General features: G+C 67.3%; 9 protein-coding genes. 4 read left to right on the top strand and 5 right to left on the bottom strand.

Translation table 11 applies throughout. The features are described 5' to 3' along the window. Positions 1 to 142 precede the first annotated feature (142 nt). Both ASD37_RS19920 and ASD37_RS19915 read left to right on the top strand, forming a co-directional pair. Positions 143 to 2,989 (top strand): RND family transporter, encoded by a 2,847-nt coding sequence (locus ASD37_RS19920; RefSeq protein WP_056555106.1) that lies wholly within the window; start codon positions 143 to 145, stop codon positions 2,987 to 2,989. Between the two features lie 144 nt (positions 2,990 to 3,133). Beyond that, on the top strand, positions 3,134 to 4,336 hold the full coding sequence (locus ASD37_RS19915) for a low temperature requirement protein A (RefSeq protein ID WP_056555104.1): 1,203 nt from the start codon (positions 3,134 to 3,136) through the stop codon (positions 4,334 to 4,336). An 8-nt stretch (positions 4,337 to 4,344) separates the two neighbouring features. Here the strand turns inward: ASD37_RS19915 and ASD37_RS19910 are convergent, their stop codons facing one another. Continuing rightward, the gene (locus ASD37_RS19910) at positions 4,345 to 5,616 is read right to left on the bottom strand and encodes a nitrate/nitrite transporter (protein WP_056555100.1); all 1,272 of its coding nucleotides are present in this window, start codon (positions 5,614 to 5,616) and stop codon (positions 4,345 to 4,347) included. A gap of 156 nt (positions 5,617 to 5,772) precedes the next feature. On the opposite strand from ASD37_RS19910, the gene ASD37_RS19905 reads away from it, so the two are divergent. Beyond that, positions 5,773 to 6,459: a MerR family transcriptional regulator gene (locus ASD37_RS19905; RefSeq protein ID WP_235568473.1), complete on the top strand. Its 687-nt coding sequence runs from the start codon at positions 5,773 to 5,775 to the stop codon at positions 6,457 to 6,459. A 7-nt stretch (positions 6,460 to 6,466) separates the two neighbouring features. Here ASD37_RS19905 and ASD37_RS19900 read toward each other — a convergent pair whose 3' ends face one another. The 4 genes from ASD37_RS19900 to ASD37_RS19885 form a co-directional block, all read right to left on the bottom strand. Beyond that, on the bottom strand, positions 6,467 to 7,267 hold the full coding sequence (locus tag ASD37_RS19900; protein WP_056555097.1) for an ABC transporter permease: 801 nt from the start codon (positions 7,265 to 7,267) through the stop codon (positions 6,467 to 6,469). Further along, a complete protein-coding gene (locus ASD37_RS19895) occupies positions 7,267 to 8,046 on the bottom strand; it encodes an ABC transporter permease (RefSeq protein ID WP_082570299.1) in 780 nt (259 codons plus the stop codon). Before ASD37_RS19895 ends, ASD37_RS19900 begins: the two co-directional genes overlap by 1 nt. Before the next feature lie 92 nt (positions 8,047 to 8,138). Next, positions 8,139 to 9,332, bottom strand: a complete 1,194-nt coding sequence (locus tag ASD37_RS19890) for an ABC transporter substrate-binding protein (RefSeq protein WP_056555092.1) — start codon at positions 9,330 to 9,332, stop codon at positions 8,139 to 8,141. A 31-nt stretch (positions 9,333 to 9,363) separates the two neighbouring features. Further along, positions 9,364 to 10,416, bottom strand: a complete 1,053-nt coding sequence (locus tag ASD37_RS19885) for an ABC transporter ATP-binding protein (RefSeq protein ID WP_056555086.1) — start codon at positions 10,414 to 10,416, stop codon at positions 9,364 to 9,366. Between the two features lie 1,138 nt (positions 10,417 to 11,554). Here ASD37_RS19885 and ASD37_RS19880 point away from each other — a divergent pair. After that, a complete protein-coding gene (locus ASD37_RS19880; RefSeq protein WP_056555083.1) occupies positions 11,555 to 20,794 on the top strand; it encodes a type I polyketide synthase in 9,240 nt (3,079 codons plus the stop codon). Positions 20,795 to 20,817: the final 23 nt, after the last annotated feature.

Here is a 20,817-nt window from a genome sequence, read left to right as displayed (position 1 = left end):
GCTCCGCGGGGCACGCTCCGAAATTGACAGAAACAGTTTGACGGCCTACATATATTGAGCGCGGCGTTCCGCCCGCGCGTGGCGCCCATCGCGGCCGATGGCGCCCGTGCAGTCGACATCCATGGGAGACCGGTGACCTCGAATGAGTGATACGGGTCCGCACCGGTCGCCGATCGCGCGCTTCATCCGAATGTTCGCCCCCCTGATCGTCCTCGGGTGGTTGGCGCTGACGGTGATCACGAACGTCGTCGTCCCGCCGTTGGAGACGGTCGGCGAGGCGCACACGGTGTCGATGAACGCCAAGGACGCGCCGTCGATGATGGCGATGCAAGAAATCGGCAGGACCTTCAAGGAGTTCAGCTCCGACAGCAACGCGATGATCATCCTCGAGGGCGACAAGCCGCTCGGCGCGGATGCCCACCGCTATTACGACGGCCTGATCAAGAAGCTCGAGGCCGACACCGCCCACGTCGAGCACATCCAGGACTTCTGGGGCGACCCGCTGACCGCGTCGGGCGCCCAAAGCAACGACGGCCTGTCGGCCTACGTCCAGGTGTATCTGCACGGCAACATGGGCGAGACGCTGGCCAACGACTCGGTGAAGTCCGTCCAGAAGATCGTCGCCGAGACACCCACCCCGCCGGGGGTGAAGACCTACGTCACCGGCGGTGCCCCGCTGGTGTCGGATCAGACCGAAGCCGGCAACACCAGCATCATCATCGTCACGATCATCACGCTGGTGGTGATCGCGTTGATGCTGGTGCTGGTCTACCGCTCCGTGGTCACCATGCTGCTGGTGCTGTTCATGGTGTTCATGGAGCTCGGCGCCGCCCGCGGCATCGTCGCAGTCCTCGGCTACTACGAGATCATCGGCCTTTCCACCTTCGCGACGAGCCTGCTGACCCTGATGGTCATCGCCGCGGGAACCGACTACGCGATCTTCCTCATCGGCCGATATCAGGAAGCGCGGGGGACCGGCGAGGACCGCGAGGCGTCGTACTACTCGATGTTCCACGGGACGGCGCACGTCGTGCTCGGGTCCGGGCTGACCATCGCGGGCGCCATGCTCTGCCTCAGCTTCACCCGCTTGCCGTACTTCCAGAGCCTCGGCGTGCCGTGTGCCGTCGGCACCCTGGTCGCCGTGGTCGCCGCGCTGACCCTCGGGCCGGCCGTCGTCGCGATCGGCAGCCGGTTCCGCCGCATCTTCGAACCCAAGAGGGCTATCCGGTCACGCGGCTGGCGACGCCTCGGCACCGCGATCGTGCGGTGGCCTGGCCCGATCCTGGCCGCCACCATCGGGCTTGCGCTGATCGGTCTGCTGGCCTTGCCCAGCTACAAGACGAGCTACGACAACCGCCGGTATCTGCCCACCGACATGCCCGCCAACGTCGGGTACGACGTGGCGGACAAGCACTTCAACGCCGCCCGAATGAACCCCGAACTGTTGATGATCAAGAGCGATCACGACCTTCGCACCTCGGCGGACTTCATCGTCATCGACAAGATCGCGAAGGCGATCTTCCACACACCCGGCATCTCGCGGGTTCAGACGATCACCCGTCCCGACGGCAAGCCGATCAAGCACAGCACGATCCCGTTCCAGATCAGCATGCAGGGCACCGCGTCGAAGCTGAACGAGAAGTACCAGCAGGACTCGTTCGCCAACATGCTGCAGCAGGCGAACGACATGCAGACGATGATCGACACGCTGACTCACATGCTGTCGTTGATGGACCAGCTCTCGGCCAACATCAACGAGATGTCGACGAAGATCACCGAACTCGCCGCGACCGTCGGTGAGCTTCGCGACAACATCGAGAACTTCCAGGACATGTTCCGGCCCCTCAAGGCGTACGTGTACTGGGAGCCGCACTGCTACGACATTCCGCTGTGCGTGACCGGCCGGGGGATCTTCGACGCGCTCGACGGCACCAGTTCGCTGACCGACCAGATCGGCGGCTTGGTCACCGACACGCAGAAGCTGGCCGCGCTGACACCGCAATTGGCGGCGACGCTACGGCCGCAGCTCGAGCAGCTCCGGTCGGTCAAGCAGATGCTGCTGACGACCTACCAGGTCCAGATGGGCTTCCAGAACCAGCAGTCGGCGATGTCGGAGAACGCCACCGCGATGGGCGACGCCTTCGACGCCTCGCGCAACGACGACACCTTCTACCTGCCTCCGGAGATCTTCCAGAACAAGGACTTCAAGCGGGGGATGAAGAACTTCATCTCACCCGACGGGCATTCGGTGCGGTTCATCATCAGCCACGAGGGCGACCCGGCGACCGTCGAGGGCATCAACCACATCGACGCAATCAAGCAGGCCGCTAAGGAAGCCGTCAAGGGCACGCCGCTGGAGGGCTCCTCGATCTATCTGGCCGGTACCGCCGCCACCTACAAGGACATGCGCGACGGGTCCTTCTACGACCTGCTGATCGCCGGAATATCAGCCGTCACACTGATCTTCATCATCATGCTGGTGATCACCAGGGCGCTGGTGGCCGCGGCGGTGATCGTCGGCACGGTGCTGCTGTCACTCGGCGCGTCGTTCGGCTTGTCGGTTCTGCTGTGGCAGCACATCCTCGGGCTCGAGCTGCACTGGATGGTTCTGGCGATGTCGGTGATCCTGCTACTCGCGGTGGGCTCGGACTACAACCTGTTGTTGGTGTCCCGGATGAAGGAAGAGCTCCACGGCGGGTTGAAGACCGGCATCATCCGGTCCATGGCGGGCACCGGTTCGGTGGTGACGTCGGCCGGGCTGGTCTTCGCCGCGACGATGGCGACGTTCGCGTTCAGCGAGCTCAGGGTGATGGGCCAGGTCGGCACCACGATCGCACTCGGGCTGCTGTTCGACACCCTGATCGTGCGCACCTTCATGACCCCGGCGATCGCGGCGCTCATGGGCAAGTGGTTCTGGTGGCCGACGATCGTGCGGTCACGGGCGGCCATGCGCGTTCCCCCGCCACCGGAGCCCGCCGAGATCCGCTGAGCTCGCGGCTCGCCCGAGCGGCGGCCAAACGTGGCGTCACCAGCCGACTTTCGGTACGGTCAACCGCCGTCGGAAGGAGCGTGTCGGGTGAACGAGCCAGAGCCAACATCGTCTCGACCAGTACGGGCGCACCGCGTGCGACGGATGGCGGGCCGTGACCCGCACGAGAGCCATCGCGTCGCCACCCCGCTGGAACTGCTGTTCGACCTAACGTTCGTCATCGCCTTTGGTGTTGCGGCGTCCGGGTTTTCGCACGCACTCGCCGCCGGCCACCCCGGCGTCGGCTTCACGGGGTTCATCTTCGCGACGTTCGCCACGTGCTGGGCGTGGATCAACTTCACCTGGTTTGCGTCTGCCTATGACACGGACGACTGGGTGTACCGGCTTCTGACCATGGTGCAGATGGTCGGCGTCCTCATCCTGGCGCTCGGCATTCCGCCGTTCTTTGCCTCGATCGAGCACGGCGGCCATCTCGACAACGTCCTGATCGTCGCCGGTTACGTCGTGATGCGCGTGGCGATGGTGGCCCAGTGGCTGCGGGCGGCGCGCCAGGATCCCGCGCGCAAGCCGGCCAGCCTCACCTACGCGACGGTGATCACCGTCGTCCAGGTCGGGTGGATCGCCTCGATCTTCCTGCCGCTGTCGGTGACGTTCGGGCTGATCGTGTTCGTGCTGCTGGCCGGCGCGGAGATGATCGGCCCGTGGCTCGCGGAATCGCGCCGAGGTGGGACGCCGTGGCACGCCCACCACATCGCGGAGCGGTACGGCCTGCTGGCCATCATCGCCCTCGGCGAGGGCGTGGTCGGCACCGTCGCGTCGTTGACGGCGGTCGTCGGCGAACACGGGTGGACGCCGGACGCCGCCATCCTGGCGATCTCCGGCACCGGGCTGACGTTCGGGATGTGGTGGATCTACTTCTCGGTGCCCACCGCCGACCTGCTGCACCGTCACCGCGAACGGTCCTTCTGGTTCGGCTACCTCCACATCGCGGTGTTCGGGGCGATCGTGGCCACCGGCGCCGGCCTGCACACCGCCGCCTACTACGTGGAGGAGCAGTCCACCCTCGGGTCGACGGGCACGGTGCTGTCGGTCGCCGTTCCCGTCGGCGTCTACGTCGGGCTGGTGTACCTGCTCTACCTACGCATGGTCCGGACGTGGGACGTACTGCACGTCGTGCTGCTGGTGCTGACCATCGGCACGCTCGTGGCCGCGGTGGTGGCGGCGTCGGCCGGCGTCCCCATGACGGCGTGCCTGCTGATCGTCACGCTCGCACCGGTGGTCAGCGTCGTCGGCTTCGAAGTTATCGGGCACCGGCACATGTCGGCTGCGCTGGACAGGGATGCGTAGGCCGGGCACTACCGCTCGGTGGCGTCCACCTCGAACGACTCGAGTTGCGAGCGTTCCTCGTCGGCCGCCAGCAGTCGTCGGGTCTTCCACCTGGTGATCAGGATGCCGACCACGGCGAGCAACCACACCACGTACTGCACCGTCCACGCCTGGCGGAACGAGTCGAACGAGTAGCCGCCCGCCGCCCCGAGCAGGACCCCCATCGCCTGCATCACCAACAGGGAGGCGATGAAGCCGCCCATGTTCACCATGCCCTGCGCGGTGCCAAGGGTGGCACTGGGATTGAACGTCCTGGCGAAGTCGAACCCGACCATCGAGCCGGGGCCGCCCGCGGAGATGACGACGACGAGGACGACCAGCAGCCACAGGGGAGCGCGGCCGGGGAGCGTCAGGACGACGGTCCACACCAGTGCGTTGCTGCCGATGATCGCCAGCACGATCCACGACCGCCGATGCGGATACCGGCCCGTCATGATGCCGATGAGGATGCCTGCGCAGATGGCGGCGAGGACGGAGATCGTCAACAGCGCCCCCGCCATGTGCGCTGACTGCCCCTGGGCGACCGTCAGGTACGGGACGCCCCACATCAGACAGAACACCGTCACGGAGAACTGGGTGCCCATGTGTGTGAAGAACCCGAGCCGGGTGCCGGGGCGCAGCCAGACGGTCTTCACGCTCGACAGCACGGCGTGCACCGACAGGTTCTCGGCGGCCACGACCCGCCCGTGCGGCGTGTCCTTCACCAGGGCCAGCGCCAGCACCATGGCGAGCACTCCGAAGGCCGCCACCGAGACGTAGGCGGTCGCCCACGTGCTCCCGGTGAGCAGGGCCAGGAAGGGCAGCGCCGAGAGCACCTGGCCCAACTGGCCGCAGATGCCGGTGAGTTGGGTCAGCAACGGAACCCGTCGCGGCTCGAACCACCGCGGCACCAGCCGCAGCACCGAGATGAAGGTCAGGGCGTCGCCGAGTCCGACGACCGCCCTGGCGCTGATGGCCAGTGGCAGTGACTCGGTGAGCGCCAGCAGCAGCTGGCCGCTTGCCATGAGCGCCGCTCCCGCAACGATCAGCACCCGCGAGCCGTACCGGTCGAGCAGGATCCCGGCAGGCACCTGGGCGCCGGCATAGACGACGACCTGGAGGACGACGAACGTCGAGAGGAGGCTGGGGCTGGCGTCGAACCGATCGGCCGCGGCCAGGCCGGAAACTCCTAGCGTCGTGCGGTCGAGTACCGCGACGACGTAGGCCAGCAGCCCCGTCGCCCACACCATCCATGCACGCACTCGGTCAATCGTCGCGTACCGACGCACCCGGTGGCCAATCGAAATCAAAACATGACATCGGCGTGCAATTCTCGCAAACTTCTGAGAGGGTCTACAGTAGTTCCATGTTCCGTCGTGCACACGTGGTGATCATGGCTTTGACCGGCAGCTTGGGGGATGTTCCACGTGGTTGAGTATCGGCTCGGCGAGTTGTCCGAACTCTCGGGAGTCAGTGTCCGCAACATTCGCGCCTATCGCGAGCGAGGTCTGCTCGACCCGCCGCGCAGGGAGGGCCGCTCGGCCTACTACGACGACCGTCACCTGACTCAGCTGGGGACCATCAACGAGCTGCTGCGCAAGGGCTACACCTCGGCGCACATCGCGGAATTCCTCTCCAGCATGCGGCAGGGGCACGATCTGGCGGACATCCTCGGCTTGCAGCAGGCGGTCTTCGGTCCGCCCGGTCCGACGCCGACGACCACCGTCGACATCGACGCCGACGGTGACGAGGCGCAGCGGCTGGTGTACTACGGGCTGGCCGAGGTCGTGGACGGACGGCTGACGTTGGTCGACCCGAACATCGCCAAGGTGGTCGGCGGTGCCGATGAGCAACTGCGGTACGTGCAGACCATTCTGCGGGTGGCCGACGGTGTCTCCGATCAGCTCGACCAGCTGGCGAAGTCGGTGGTCGAGTCGTTGGAGCAGAGCCTGCTCGACGGCGACACCGGCCGGGTGACACCCCGCGGCGGCCGCGACGAGCAGCGCCGCGTCGCCACCGACTACCGGACCTTGGGGCGACGGGTCGTCACCGACCGGCTCGAGAACGCCCTCCAGCGGTACCTGACGGTGGCCGAGACGAGCTAAGCCCCCGTCACACCCTGGTGGTGGCCGGGTCGCCGCCGAACCGCTGTGCCAGCCACACCGGGATGACGGCCAACACGGTGAGGGCCGCTGCGACGACGTTGATCACGGGTGCCTGGTTGGGGCGGAACAGGTTTCCGAAGATCCAGATCGGTAGCGTCTGGACGGCCGGTCCTGCCGTGAAGGTGGTCACCACGATCTCGTCGAAGCTGAGCGCGAAGGCCAGGATCGCGCCTGCGACGAGTGCCCCGCGCATCATCGGGAACGTCACGAAGCGAAACGTCTGCCACGACGACGCCCCGAGATCGGACGAGGCGTCCTCGAGATCGGTTCCCAACCGGCGCAATCGGGCCTGGGTGTTGTTGAACACGATGACGATGCAGAAGGTGGCGTGGCCGACGATCACCGTGGCCAGGCCCAGCGTCACTCCGAGCGCGGAGGTGAACGTGGCGTTGAGCGCAATGCCGGTGACGATGCCGGGCAGCGTGATCGGCAGGACGACGAGGAAGCTGATCGTGTTGCGGCCGAAGAACTGATGCCGTTGAACGGCGAACGCGATCATGGTGCCAAGCACCAGCGCGACCGTCGTGGCGCCGAGCCCGACGACGACGGAATTGGCCAGTGACGTCCACATGCCGTCGCTGTTCCAGGCGTCGGCCCACCACCGCAGGGTGAAGCCGCTCGGTGGGAAGGCGAAGGTGCGTGACGCGTTGAACGCGTTGACGACGACGAGAAGCAGTGGTGCATACAGGAATACCAACACCAGCACGGTCCACGTCCGGACCGCCGTGCGAGCCCCACCCGACAACATCAGACGTTCTCCAGGGCACCGGTGCGTCGCATGGCGAGCAGATACAGAATCACCGCGGCGAGCGGGATGATCGACAGCGCGGCGGCCAACGGTTGATTGTTGGCCGTGACGAGCTGCCCGTAGATGATGTTGCCGAGCATCTGCGTCTTTCCGCCGACGATGGTGACGGCGATGTAGTCACCGAGGGACAGCGAGAACGTGAAGATCGATCCGGCGGCGATGCCGGGAAACACCAACGGCGCGACGACCATTCGGAGGGTCGATAGGTCGGAGGCGCCCAGATCCGAGCTCGCGTCGACGAGGTGGTTGGGGACGCGTTCGAACGCCGCGAACACCGGGATGATCATGTACGGCAACCAGAGATAGGTCAGCGTGATGACGGTCGCGACGAGGCCGTAACCGGGCGTGTAGCCGGTGGCCCACGACATCGGACCCTCGGGGGACAGCATCACGCGCCAGGCGTAGGCCTTGACGAGGTAGCTGGCCCACAGCGGCGTCGTCACCGCCACCACCAACGCGAGTCTCGTTCGCGGCGAGGCGACCTTGGCCATGTACAGACCCAGTGGCACCGCCAGCACCGCGCAGAGCACGGTCACCAGCAGCGCCACCCCCACCGTGCGGATGGTCACGGTGCGGAAGACCTCGTCGGTCACCGCGCGGATGACGTTGTCGCCCGTGACGGTGTGTACCACCGCGCCGGTGAACGAGTTGGTGGTCCAGAAGGCCGAAACCAGCAGCACCGCAAGCGAACCGAGGTACGCCACCACCAGCCACGCCATGGGCGGCACCAGCAGGAAGGCCAAACTCAACCGACCGTGCCGGAGCCGCGCCTGCGGTGCCGGGGTTTCGGTGGTCGCCGCCGGCTCCGCCGTCACCCCTTGATCTGCTGCCACTTGCTGACCCACTCGTCGTAGGCCGTGCAGTTGTCGCCGCTACCATCGACGCACTGCTTCTGCGGGGTCGTCCAGTAGTGCAGTTGGGACGCGTAGGCCTCGTCGGTGGCGTGGTAGATGTCGCAGAAGTCCTTCTCCGAGGTGAACTCGCACGCCTTGGTCTGCGCAGGCGCCTCGCCGAAGTACTCGGCCACCTGGGCGTTCACCTTCGGTGAGGTGATCCAGTCCATCCACTTGTACATGCAGTTGGGGTGGGCGGCCTTCGAGGCGACCATCCAGGTGTCCGACCAACCGGTGGCGCCCTCCTTGGGTAGCACCGTGTTGACCTGCACCTTGTTCTCGGCCCCGATGGTGTTGGCGATGACCTGCCACGTGGTGCCGATCACCGACGTGCCCGACTCGAACGCCTGCACTTCCTTGGTGTAGTCCGACCAGTATTCGCTGACGTTTTCGCGCTGCTTGGTCAGCAGGTCGACCGCGGCGTCGAGTTGTTCGGTGGTCAGCGAGTAGGGGTCCTTGATGCCGAGTTCCGGCTTGGTCTTCATCAGGTACAGCGCCGCGTCGGCGATGTAGATCGGCGAGTCGTAGGCGGTCACCTTGCCCTTGTACTTGTCGGAGTCGGTGAACACCGCGCCCCACGAGTCAGGGGCGTCGGTGACCTGAGAAACGTTGTACATCAACAGGTTCGCGCCCCAGCCGTGCGGAATGCCGTACATCTGACCGTCGACCGCATTCCACGGCTTGTCCTTGAGGAACGTCGAGATGGTCGAGTAGTTCGGCACCAGGGCGGTGTTCACGGGTGCGACGTCGCCCGCGTAGATCAGTCGCAGCGTGGCGTCACCCGAGGCGGACACGCCGTCGTACTGACCGGTGCGCATCAGCTGCACCATCTCGTCGGAGGTGTTGCCGACCTTGACGTTGACCTTGCACCCGGATTCCTGCTCGAACGGGGTCACCCAGTCGACCGTCTTGTCGTTGGAACCGTTCTCGGCGTAGCCGGCCCAGGCGATCAGGTTGAGCTGGCCCTCGCCGTTGCCAAGGGAGCCCAGTGCTTCCATCTTGGGCGGTGCGGTTCCGGCGTCTCCACCGCCGGACGGCGAGCTGGAGCAGCCGGCGACGAGGGTGGCGCATGCGGCAAGGGCGAAGCCGGTCCGCAATGCGGTGAGTTTCATGTGTCTCCTCGGGTGTTGGCGTTGGTGTGCTTCAGGTGGAGAGATCGTGGACGGCGCCGTCGGCCCAGGCCAGGGTGATCTGGGTGCCGTGGCCGAGGTCCTCGGGCAATGAGGCTGCGGCGTTGAGCACGGTCGCGGTGAGTGTGACGCCGGGTTGGCCGCCGACCTGGGCCACGGCGGCCACCCGGGTCGTGGGTCCGGCGTAGATGACCTCAGCGACGGTGGCGTCGACGGTGCGGCTGCCCGGCGTCGGGGTTGCCCCCGTCGGCAGTACCGCGATGCGCTCGGGCCGGACGGCGAAAAGGCCGCGTCGGCCGACGAGCGCCTCGGCGGCGTCGCCGTCGAGCACGTTGGAGGTGCCGACGAAGTCGGCGACGAACCGGTTGACCGGGTTTTCGTAGACGTCGCGCGCCTTGCCGATCTGCTCGATGCGTCCGTCGTTGAACACCGCGAGTCGGTCGCACAGTGTCAGCGCCTCGTCTTGGTCGTGCGTGACGATGACGAAGGTGATGCCGACTTCGCGTTGAATTGCCTTGAGCTCCACCTGCATCTGCTCACGCAGCTTGAGGTCCAGCGCGCCGAGTGGCTCGTCGAGGAGCAGCACCTTGGGGCGCCCCACGAGCGCACGGGCCAATGCGACGCGTTGGCGTTGGCCGCCGGAGAGCTGAGCGGGCTTGCGCGGTCCGTAGTCGGCGAGCCGCACCATGTCGAGCGCCTCGGCCGCCCTTGAGCGTCGCTCGCCCTTGGGAACGCCGCGGACCCGCATCCCGTACTCGACGTTCTGCGCCACGGTCATGTGGGGGAAGAGGGCGTACTCCTGGAAGACGGTGTTGACGTCGCGCCGCCGGGCGGGCAGCGCCGTCACGTCGACGCCACCGAGCTTGATGGTGCCTCCGGTGGGCTGTTCGAACCCGGCGATCATCCGGAGCACGGTGGTCTTGCCCGAGCCGGAGGGCCCGAGGATGGCGAACAGTTCGCCGTCGTCGACGGTCAGGTCGGCGCCCGCGACCGCCACGATCGAGTCGCCGAACACCTTGCGAACGCCTGTGAGTTCGATCTGAGGTTCGCCGGGGCCCGATGGCATGGGCTGAATCGTATGGATTGGTCTCTACGGCCGCAGCGCAACGTATGGATTTCGTAGAAGACGACCTTCTGGTCGACGTATTTCGTCGCCACGGCTGCTTCGTCGTCTCGGTGGGGAGTGAAGGCTCGGCAAGCCCATCCAGCTACCCGAGGCCAGGGAGTTATACCAGGATGGCCTGAAAATGATGTCCGCCATCAGTACGGCACGCACGACACCGCCGACTGACTCGGCGGGCAGGCCGCGGGGGGCCGGCACGCCGAGCGGTGCTGGCAACCACACGTCGCGCGGATGGGTCGTGCGGCGCCCCGATCCATGCCTCGATCGTCGCCGACTTCACCCCTGAGCAGTACAAACAGCTGGTGGCGCTCCATCTGCGCGGGTGGGAGGCGGTGCTGGGCCACCGGCGCGTGGGGTCTACGCGAACACCAAGACCGTCGACGGGGCCCTGCCGGACGGCTTCGGTACGTCCTTTTGGCAACCCAACCGGGGTTCGACGAAGGGTTTCACCACCCCGCAGCGCACTTGCGTCAGGTCGAGATGGACGAGCGAAGCGGGGGTGACGTCGGCGTGGATCTCGACTACGTGCCGAAGCCGGGCTCCGGTCAATAGGCCTAACATTACCCATCGGTAAGTTTTGCCAGCTAACTCTTTCGGTGATCGTTCGTTCACCGGTAGACATCGAGCCCGCTCGTGTCGACTTTTCCGGCGATGTCGCCGGAAGGGCGTACGCGTCGAAATTCAACATAACGATTCGGTAACAATACTGCTTTGATCTGCGCTGTTGTAGCTACTGGACCGTAACCACCTGCATGCAGGACGTTTGTCCCGGGAACGGCTTGGGCGGGTGTGGGCCCGTGATATCCAACCCATGGTTACCCGTGCGTAGAACTCGCCAGTAACCATTTAGGGGCCAAAAATGGGCCTAGCTCTTATGACACTCTTAGTACGGCTGGCCTGTGCGCTACGGCCGCCCAGAAGTGACTTGAGCCCGCCCGGCTAGATCCCCGGGCACAGGACCGCGGAACCCGCCGGGCGCGGGGCCTCACCGCCGAGGACGCAGTAGACGCACACCGTAGTACGAGACGTGCAGACGTAGAGAAGCGATACGCGCGAAAGCGCACCGAGGAGATGGCAAGACGTGACGATCAACGAACACGACAGAGTTACCACCGGACGCACGGGTGGTTCGGCCACCACGTCCTCCGGCGCGCACGCGCTCGTCGACCTCCTCAACGCGGGTGAACCGTACGCCGTGGCCTTCGGTGGACAGGGCGGCAACTGGCTCGAGAACCTCGAGGAACTGATCAGCTCCGCCGGCATCGAGTCCGAGCTGAGCGAGGTCATCGGAGAGGCCGCGCTGCTGCTGCAGCCCGTCGCCCGGGAACTCGTCGTCGTCCGTCCGATCGGCTTCGAGCCGATGCAGTGGGTACGCGCGCTGGCCGCCGACGAGCCGCTGCCGACCGCCAAGCAGCTGACCACCGCTGCGATCTCCGGTCCCGGCATCCTGCTGACCCAGCTGGCCGCCATCCGCGCCTCCATGCGCCAGGGTCTCGACCTCTACGGCACGCCGCCCGTGGCGACGGCCGGACACAGCCAGGGCATCGTCGCGTGCGAGGCGCTCAAGGCCAAGGGCACGCGCGACGCCGAACTGCTCGCCATGCTCCAGCTGATCGGTGCGGCCGGCTCTCTGGTCTCGCGTCGGCGCGGCATGGTCGGCCGCGGCGACAAGTCGCCGATGGTGTCGGTCACCAACGTCGACCCCGCCCGCATCGCCGAACTCCTCGAAGAGTTCTCCACCGACGTTCGCACCGTGCTGCCGCCCGTGCTGTCCATCCGCAACGGCCGACGCTCGGTCGTCATCACCGGCACCCCCGAACAGCTCTCCCGCTTCGAGCTGTACTGCAGCAAGATCACCGAGAAGGAAGAGGCGGAGCGCAAGAACAAGCTCCGCGGCGGCGCGGTCTTCAGCCCCGTCTTCAACGGCATCCAGGTCGAGGTCGGCTTCCACACGCCGCGACTGGCCGACGCGGTCGACGTCGTCGACGGCTGGGGCGAGAAGCTCGCCATCGACTCCGAACTGCTGCACCACTTCGCCAAGGCGATCTTCACCGATCCGTTCGACTGGGTCGACGAGGTCGAGCGCCTGCACGACTCCGGCGCCCGCTGGATCGTCGACCTCGGTCCCAGCGACACCATCACCCGCGTCACCGCGCCGGTCATCCGCGGCCTCGGCGTCGGCATCGTGCCCGCGGCCACCAGGGCCGGGCAGCGCAACCTGTTCACCGTCGGGGCCGCCCCCGAGGTCGTCCCGGCGTGGTCGAGTTATGCGCCGTCGGTCATCTCACTGCCGGACGGCTCGGTCAAGCTTTCCACCAAGTTCACCAGGCTCACGGGCCGCTCGCCGATGCTCCTTGCGGGCATGACCCCGACCACGGTCGACGCCAAGATCGTCGCCGCGGCGGCCAACGCCGGTCACTGGGCCGAGCTGGCCGGTGGCGGCCAGGTCACCGAGCCCATCTTCGACAGGCGGGTCGCCGAGCTCACCGAGCTCCTCGAGCCGGGCCGCGCCGTCCAGTTCAACACCCTGTTCCTCGACCCGTACCTGTGGAAGCTGCAGGTGGGCGGCAAGCGCCTGGTGCAGAAGGCCCGTCAGTCCGGCGCCCCCTTCGACGGCGTGGTCGTCAGTGCCGGCATCCCCGAACTCGACGAGGCCGTCGCCATCATCGAGGAGCTCAACGAGGTCGGCCTCGCCTACGTGTGCTTCAAGCCGGGCACGGTCGAGCAGATCAAGTCGGTCATCAAGATTGCCGCCGAGGTCCCCGACCGTGAGGTCATCGTCCACGTCGAGGGCGGCCGCGCGGGCGGTCACCACTCGTGGGAGGACCTCGACGACCTGCTGATCTCCACCTACGGAGACCTCCGCAAGCTGTCCAACATCACGCTGTGCGTCGGTGGCGGCATCGGCACGCCCGAGCGGGCCGCCGAGTACCTGTCCGGTCAGTGGGCGCAGGCCTACGGCTTCCCGATCATGCCGGTCGACGGCATCCTGGTCGGCACCGCCACGATGGCCGCTCTGGAGGCCACCACCTCGCCTGCGGTCAAGCAGCTGCTGGTCGACACCACCGGAACCGAGCAGTGGGTCGGCGCCGGAAAGGCGCAGGGCGGCATGGCATCCGGGCGCAGCCAGCTCGGTGCCGACATCCACGAGATCGACAACGCGGCGTCGCGCTGCGGTCGCCTGCTCGACGACGTCGCCGGTGACGTCGACGCCGTCGCGGAGCGCCGCGACGAGATCATCGCCGCGATGGCGCTCACCGCCAAGCCGTACTTCGGCGACGTGGCGGACATGACCTACCTGCAGTGGCTGCGACGCTACGTCGAGCTCGCCATCGGCGACGGCGACAGCACCGCGGACACCAAGCGCCCCGATTCGCCGTGGCTGGACGGCAGCTGGCGGGATCGCTTCGAGGGAATGCTCAAGCGCGCCGAGGCGCGACTGCACCCGCTGGACTCCGGTCCGATCGAGACCCTCTTCACCACCGACGCGGAAGGTGAAGCGCTGCTTGAGGATCCGGAGCGCGCCCTGACCTCGCTGCTGGCGCGGTACCCCGACGCCGAAGACGTCAAGCTGCACCCGGCCGACGTGCCGTTCTTCATCACCCTCTGCAAGACGCTTGGCAAGCCGGTCAACTTCGTACCGGTCATCGACAAGGACGTCCGGCGCTGGTGGCGCAGCGACTCGCTGTGGCAGGCGCACGACGCTCGGTACTCCGCCGACCAGGTGTGCGTCATCCCCGGCACCGAAGCCGTCTTGGGCATCACCCGCGTCGACGAGCCCGTCGGCGACTTGCTCGACCGGTTCGAGAAGGCCTCGGTCGACGAGGTGCTCGCCTCCGGTGCGGAGCCGACGTCCGTCGTGTCACGCCGTCAGGCTCGCGCCGACGTCACCGGCCCGCTCGCCGTGGTCCTCGACTCGCCCGACGTTCTGTGGGCAGGTCGCGCCGCAATCAACCCGGTGCATCGCATTGGTGCACCAAATGAGTGGCAGGTCAACGAGAATCGGGCCGCGACGCATGCGTCGACCGGCTCGCGCCTCGAACTCAGCGGTGAGCACGTCGTGTTGAGCGTGCCGCTGTCCGACATCTGGATCACCATCCGCTTCACGCTGCCTGCCACCACGGTCGACGGCGGGATGCCCGTCGTCACGACCGACGACGCCTCGGCCGCCATGCGCGCCGTGCTGGCCATCGCGGCCGGCGTCGACGGGGTCGACACCCTGCCGGTCGTGGTCGACGACAGCACCACGGTCACCGTCTCGTGGGATCCCGAGGAGGTCGCCGACCACACCGGTGTCACCGCGACGTTCGGCGCCCCGTTGGCGCCCGGCCTGACGTTGGTGCCCGACGCACTGGTCGGCCGCTGCTGGCCCGCCGTGTTCTCCGTCATCGGCGCGGCGGTCACCGAGACCGGCTTCCCGGTCGTCGAGGGTCTGCTCAGCTTGGTGCACCTCGACCATGCGGCGCACCTGTTGGCGCCCATGCCGACGGCGAAGAGCGAATTGACCGTCACCGCAACGGCTTCCGCTGCGGTCGACACCGAGGTCGGTCGCGTCGTCCCCGTGTCGGTGACGATCCGCGACTCCGAGGGAACCGAACTCGCCACGCTCGAAGAGCGTTTCGCGATCCGTGGCCGCACCGGTGCCGTTGCACTGACCGATCCGGCCCAGGCCGGTGGCGCCATTACCGACAACGCGACCGACACCCCGCGTCGCCGCCGTCGTGACGTGACCGTCACCGCGCCGACGGACATGAGTGCGTTCGCCGTCGTCTCCGGCGATCACAACCCGATCCACACCGACCGCGCTGCCGCTCTGCTCGCCGGGCTGAAATCGCCCATCGTGCACGGCATGTGGCTGTCGGCCGCCGCGCAGCACGTCGTCACCGCCACCGACGGCCGGGCGACCCCGCCCGCCCGTCTGGTCGGCTGGACCTCGCGCTTCCTCGGCATGGTCATGCCCGGCGACGAGATCGACTTCCGTGTCGACCGCGTCGGCATCGACCGCGGCGCCGAGATCATCGAGGTCACCGCGAAGGTCGGCACCGACCTGGTGATGTCGGCGACGGCCCAGTTGGCCGCGCCGAAGACCGTCTACGCCTTCCCCGGCCAGGGCATCCAGTCCAAGGGAATGGGCATGGAGGTCCGCGCCCGGTCCAAGGCCGCCCGCAAGGTGTGGGACATCGCCGACAAGTTTACCCGCGAGACGCTGGGCTTCTCGGTGCTGCACGTGGTGCGGGACAACCCGACCAGCCTGATCGCCAGCGGTGTGCACTACCACCACCCCGAGGGCGTGCTCTACCTGACGCAGTTTACCCAGGTGGCCATGGCCACCGTCGCCGCGGCCCAGGTCGCGGAGATGCGTGAGCAGGGTGCGTTCGTCGAGGGTGCGATCGCGTGCGGTCACTCCGTCGGCGAGTACACCGCGCTGGCCTGCGTGTCCGGCGTGTACCCGCTCGAAGCGCTGCTCGAGGTGGTCTTCCACCGCGGCAGCAAGATGCACGACATCGTGCCGCGCGACGAGAACGGCCGCTCCAACTACCGGCTGGCCGCGATCCGCCCGAGCCAAATCGACCTCGACGACGACGACGTCACCGACTGGGTCGCCGAAATCGCCGAACGCACAGGCGAATTCCTGCAGATCGTGAACTACAACCTCCGTGGTTCGCAGTACGCGATCGCCGGCACGGTGCGCGGTCTCGAGGTCCTCGAGGAAGAGGTCGACAAGCGCCGCGAGATCTCCGGCGGCAAGCGCTCGTTCATCCTGGTGCCCGGCATCGACGTGCCGTTCCACTCCGAGGTGTTGCGCGTCGGCGTCGCCGACTTCCGTCGTTCCCTGGAGCGGGTCATGCCGCGTGACGCGGACCCCGCGCTGCTGGTCGGCAAATACATCCCCAACCTGGTGCCGCGGCCGTTCACCATGGACCGCGACTTCATCCAGGAGATCCGCGACCTGGTGCCCGCCGAGCCGCTCGACGAGATCCTCGCCGACTACGACACCTGGGTCACCGAGCGGCCGCGCGAGCTGTGCCGCAAGGTCGTCATCGAGCTGCTCGCATGGCAGTTCGCCAGCCCGGTGCGCTGGATCGAGACCCAGGACCTCCTGTTCATCGAGGAGGCCGCAGGCGGTCTCGGCATCGAGCGCTTCGTCGAGATCGGCGTCAAGAACGCGCCGACGGTCGCCGGTTTGGCCACCAACACGCTGAAGCTGCCGGAGTACTCGCACAACACGACCGAGGTGCTCAACACCGAGCGCGACGCCGCGGTCCTGTTCGCGACCGACACCGACCCGGAGCCGGATCTGGAGGAGGACACCGCGCCTGCTGCCGCCGCCACCGAATCGGCGCCTGCCGCAGCCGCTCCCGCCGCACCCGTGGCGGCGCCATCGGCCCCGTCCGGTGGCCCGCGACCCGACGACATCTCGTTCGGCGCCGACGACGCGACCCTGTCGCTGATCGCGCTGTCGGCCAAGATGCACGTCGACCAGATCGAGCCGCTCGACTCCATCGAGTCGATCACCGACGGTGCGTCCTCACGACGCAACCAGCTGCTCGTCGACCTCGGCTCCGAGCTCAACCTCGGCGCGATCGACGGTGCGGCCGAAGCCGACCTGGCCGGCCTCAAGGCTCAGGTCACCAAGCTGGCCCGTACCTACAAGCCCTTCGGCCCAGTGCTTTCCGATGCGGTCAACGATCAGCTGCGCACGGTGCTCGGGCCCTCGGGCAAGCGCCCCGCCGCGATCGCCGAACGCGTCAAGAAGGATTGGGAGCTCGGCGACGGCTGGGTCAAGCACGTCACCATGGAACTGGTCCTTGGCACTCGTGAGGGCACCAGCGTCCGCGGCGGCAACCTCGGCCACCTGCACGACGGCGCACTGCCCGACGCGGCCACCGTGGACCGGGTCGTCGACGCGGCCGTCGCCGCCGTCGCCGCCCGTCGTGGCATCGCGGTGTCCCTGCCCTCGGCAGGAGGCGCCGGGGGAGGCGTCGTGGACTCCGCGGCACTGACCGAGTTCGCCGAGAAGGTCACCGGCCGGGACGGCGTGCTCGCCTCGGCGGCCAGGCTGATCCTTGGTCAGCTGGGCGTCGACGCGCCGGTGAACGCCGACGAGAAGGTCAGCGACGCCGAGCTCGTCGACCTGGTGACCGCCGAACTCGGTTCGGACTGGCCACGTTTGGTCGCACCGACGTTCGACGGCCGCAAGGCGGTGCTGTTCGACGATCGCTGGGCGAGTGCCCGCGAGGATCTGGCCCGGCTCTGGCTCAAGGGCGAGGACGAGATCGACGCGGACTGGTCGCGGCTCTCCGAGCGCTTCGAGGCCGCCGGTCACGTCGTTGCCAGCCAAGCGAATTGGTGGCAGGGCAAGGCGTTGGCCGCAGGCCGCAACGTGCACGCGTCGCTCTACGGGCGCGCTGCCGCCGGTGCGGAGAACCCCGGCACCGGTCGCTACAGCGACGACATCGCCGTCGTCACCGGTGCCTCGAAGGGCTCCATCGCGGCGTCGATCGTGGCGCAGCTGCTCGACGGCGGCGCCTCGGTCATCGTGACCACCTCGAAGCTGGACGACGACCGGTTGTCCTTCTACAAGAAGCTCTACCGCGACAACGCCCGCTTCGGCGCGACGCTGTGGGTGGTGCCGGCGAACATGGCCTCCTACACCGACATCGACGCGCTCGTCAGCTGGATTGGCAGCGAGCAGTCGGAGAACCTCGGGCCGAAGTCGGTGCACCTCAAGGACGCCCTGACCCCGACGCTGCTGTTCCCGTTCGCGGCGCCACGGGTCGCCGGTGACCTCTCCGACGCGGGTTCGCGTTCGGAGATGGAGATGAAGGTTCTGCTGTGGGCCGTGCAGCGGCTCATCGGTGGGCTCTCGCACATCGGGTCCGAGCGCGACATCGCGTCGCGGTTGCACGTGGTCCTGCCCGGTTCGCCGAACCGCGGCATGTTCGGTGGCGACGGTGCCTACGGCGAAGCCAAGTCCGCATTGGACGCACTGGTGACGCGCTGGAAGGCCGAGACCTCCTGGTCGCAGCGAGTGTCGTTGGCACATGCCCTGATTGGGTGGACCAAGGGCACCGGGCTGATGGGTCACAACGACGCCATCGTCGGCGCGGTCGAAGAGGCCGGCGTCACGACGTACACGACCGAGCAGATGGCTTCCATGCTGCTCGACCTGTGCGACGTCGAGTCGAAGGTGGCCGCGGCCCGCGAGCCGATCCTCAAGGATCTGACCGGTGGGCTCGGCGAAATCGACATCGACATGGGCGAACTGGCCGCCAAGGCCCGTGAGGACATGGCCGCCGAGAGCAGCGCGAGCCGCTCCGAGGAGGACGACGAGTCGAGCACCATCAAGGCTCTACCGTCGCCCCCGCGCGGTTACGCGTCAGCGCCGCCGCCGGAGTGGGCCGACCTCGACGTCGACCCCGCCGACATGGTCGTCATCGTGGGTGGCGCCGAACTCGGACCGTACGGTTCGTCGCGCACCCGCTTCGAGGCCGAGGTGTCCGGAGAGCTCTCCGCCGCAGGCGTTCTCGAGCTCGCCTGGACCACCGGGCTGGTCAAGTGGGAAGACGATCCGAAGCCGGGCTGGTACGACACCGCCTCGGGCGACCTGATCGACGAGGGCGAGTTGGTGGAGCGCTACCACGACGCCGTCATCGAGCGGGTCGGCATCCGCGAGTTCGTACCGGACGGTGTCATCGACGCGGATCTGTCTGCGCCGCTGCTGGTTTCGGTCTTCCTCGACAAGGACTTCACCTTCGCGGTGTCGTCCGAGGCCGACGCTCGCGCGTTCGTCGGGTTCGACCCGGAGCACACCGTCATCTCACCGGTCCCCGGCAGCGGTGACTGGCAGGTGACCCGCAAGGCGGGCACCGAGATTCGGGTGCCCCGAAAGGTCAAGCTGTCGCGGACCGTCGGCGCCCAGATCCCGACCGGGTTCGATCCCACCGTCTACGGCGTCAGCCAGGACATGGTGAACTCGATCGACCGACTGGCGCTGTGGAACCTCGTCACCACCGTCGACGCGTTCCTGTCGTCCGGCTTCACCCCGACCGAGTTGATGCGGTGGGTGCACCCGAGCCTGGTGGCGAGCACGCAGGGCACCGGCATGGGCGGCATGACGTCGATGCAGACGATGTACCACGGCAACTTGCTCGGCAAGAACAAGCCGAACGACATCCTGCAGGAGGTCCTGCCGAACGTCATGGCAGGCCACGTCGTTCAGTCCTACATCGGCAGCTACGGCGCGATGATCCACCCCGTTGGCGCGTGCGCCACGACGGCGGTCTCCGTCGAAGAGGGCGTGGACAAGATCCGGCTCGGCAAGGCGGAGTTCGTGGTCGCGGGTGGTTACGACGACCTGACGCTGGAGGCCATCATCGGCTTCGGCGACATGTCTGCGACCGCCGACACCGAGGCCATGCGCGCCAAGGGCATCAGCGACTCGAAGTTCTCCCGCGGCAACGACCGTCGTCGCTTGGGCTTCGTCGAGGGCCAGGGTGGCGGAACGATCCTGCTGGCCCGCGGCGATCTCGCCCTGGAGATGGGGTTGCCCGTCCTGTCGGTCGTCGGCTACGTGTCGTCGTTCGGCGACGGCGTCCACACGTCGATCCCGGCACCGGGACTTGGCGCACTCGGCGCAGGCCGTGGCGGCAAGAAGTCGGAACTGGTCAAGTCGCTGGCGAAGCTCGGGGTGAGTGCGGACGACGTCGCGGTGATCTCCAAGCACGACACGTCCACTCTGGCAAACGATCCCAACGAGACCGAGTTGCACGAACGGTTGGCAGGGGCGATGGGTCGCTCACCGGGCAACCCGCTGTTCATCGTCAGCCAGAAGAGCCTTACGGGTCACTCGAAGGGCGGCGCTGCGGCGTTCCAGATCATGGGCATGTGCCAGATGCTGCGCGACGGCGTCATCCCGCCGAACCGGAGCCTGGACTGCGTCGACGAGGAAATGGCGCACGCCTCGCACTTCGTGTGGGTGCGCGAAACCTTGCAGATGCGAGACGAATTCCCGATGAAGGCGGGTTTGATCACCAGCCTTGGCTTCGGCCACGTGTCGGGTCTCGTTGCCCTGGTTCACCCGCAGGCCTTCCTGGCTGCGCTGAGCCCCGAGCAGCGCGAGGACTACAAGGCGCGCGCCAACAATCGGGTTCTCGAGGGTCAGCGGCGGCTTGCGTCGGCGATCGCCGGCGGACCTGCCATGTACGAGAAGCCGGCCGACCGCCGCTTCAACCACGACTCGCCGGAGAAGCGTCAGGAAGCGAACATGTTGCTCGATCCCGCGTCGCGTCTCGGCAAGGATGGTTGGTATGGGGAGTGAGGCCCTGCGGGAGGCTGCTGCGG

Origin of the sequence: Mycobacterium sp. Root135, assembly GCF_001426545.1 — a bacterium.
Lineage (GTDB): Bacteria > Actinomycetota > Actinomycetes > Mycobacteriales > Mycobacteriaceae > Mycobacterium.
Note: the sequence above shows the minus strand (reverse complement) of the source record. Positions and strands in the feature narration are given on the sequence as shown.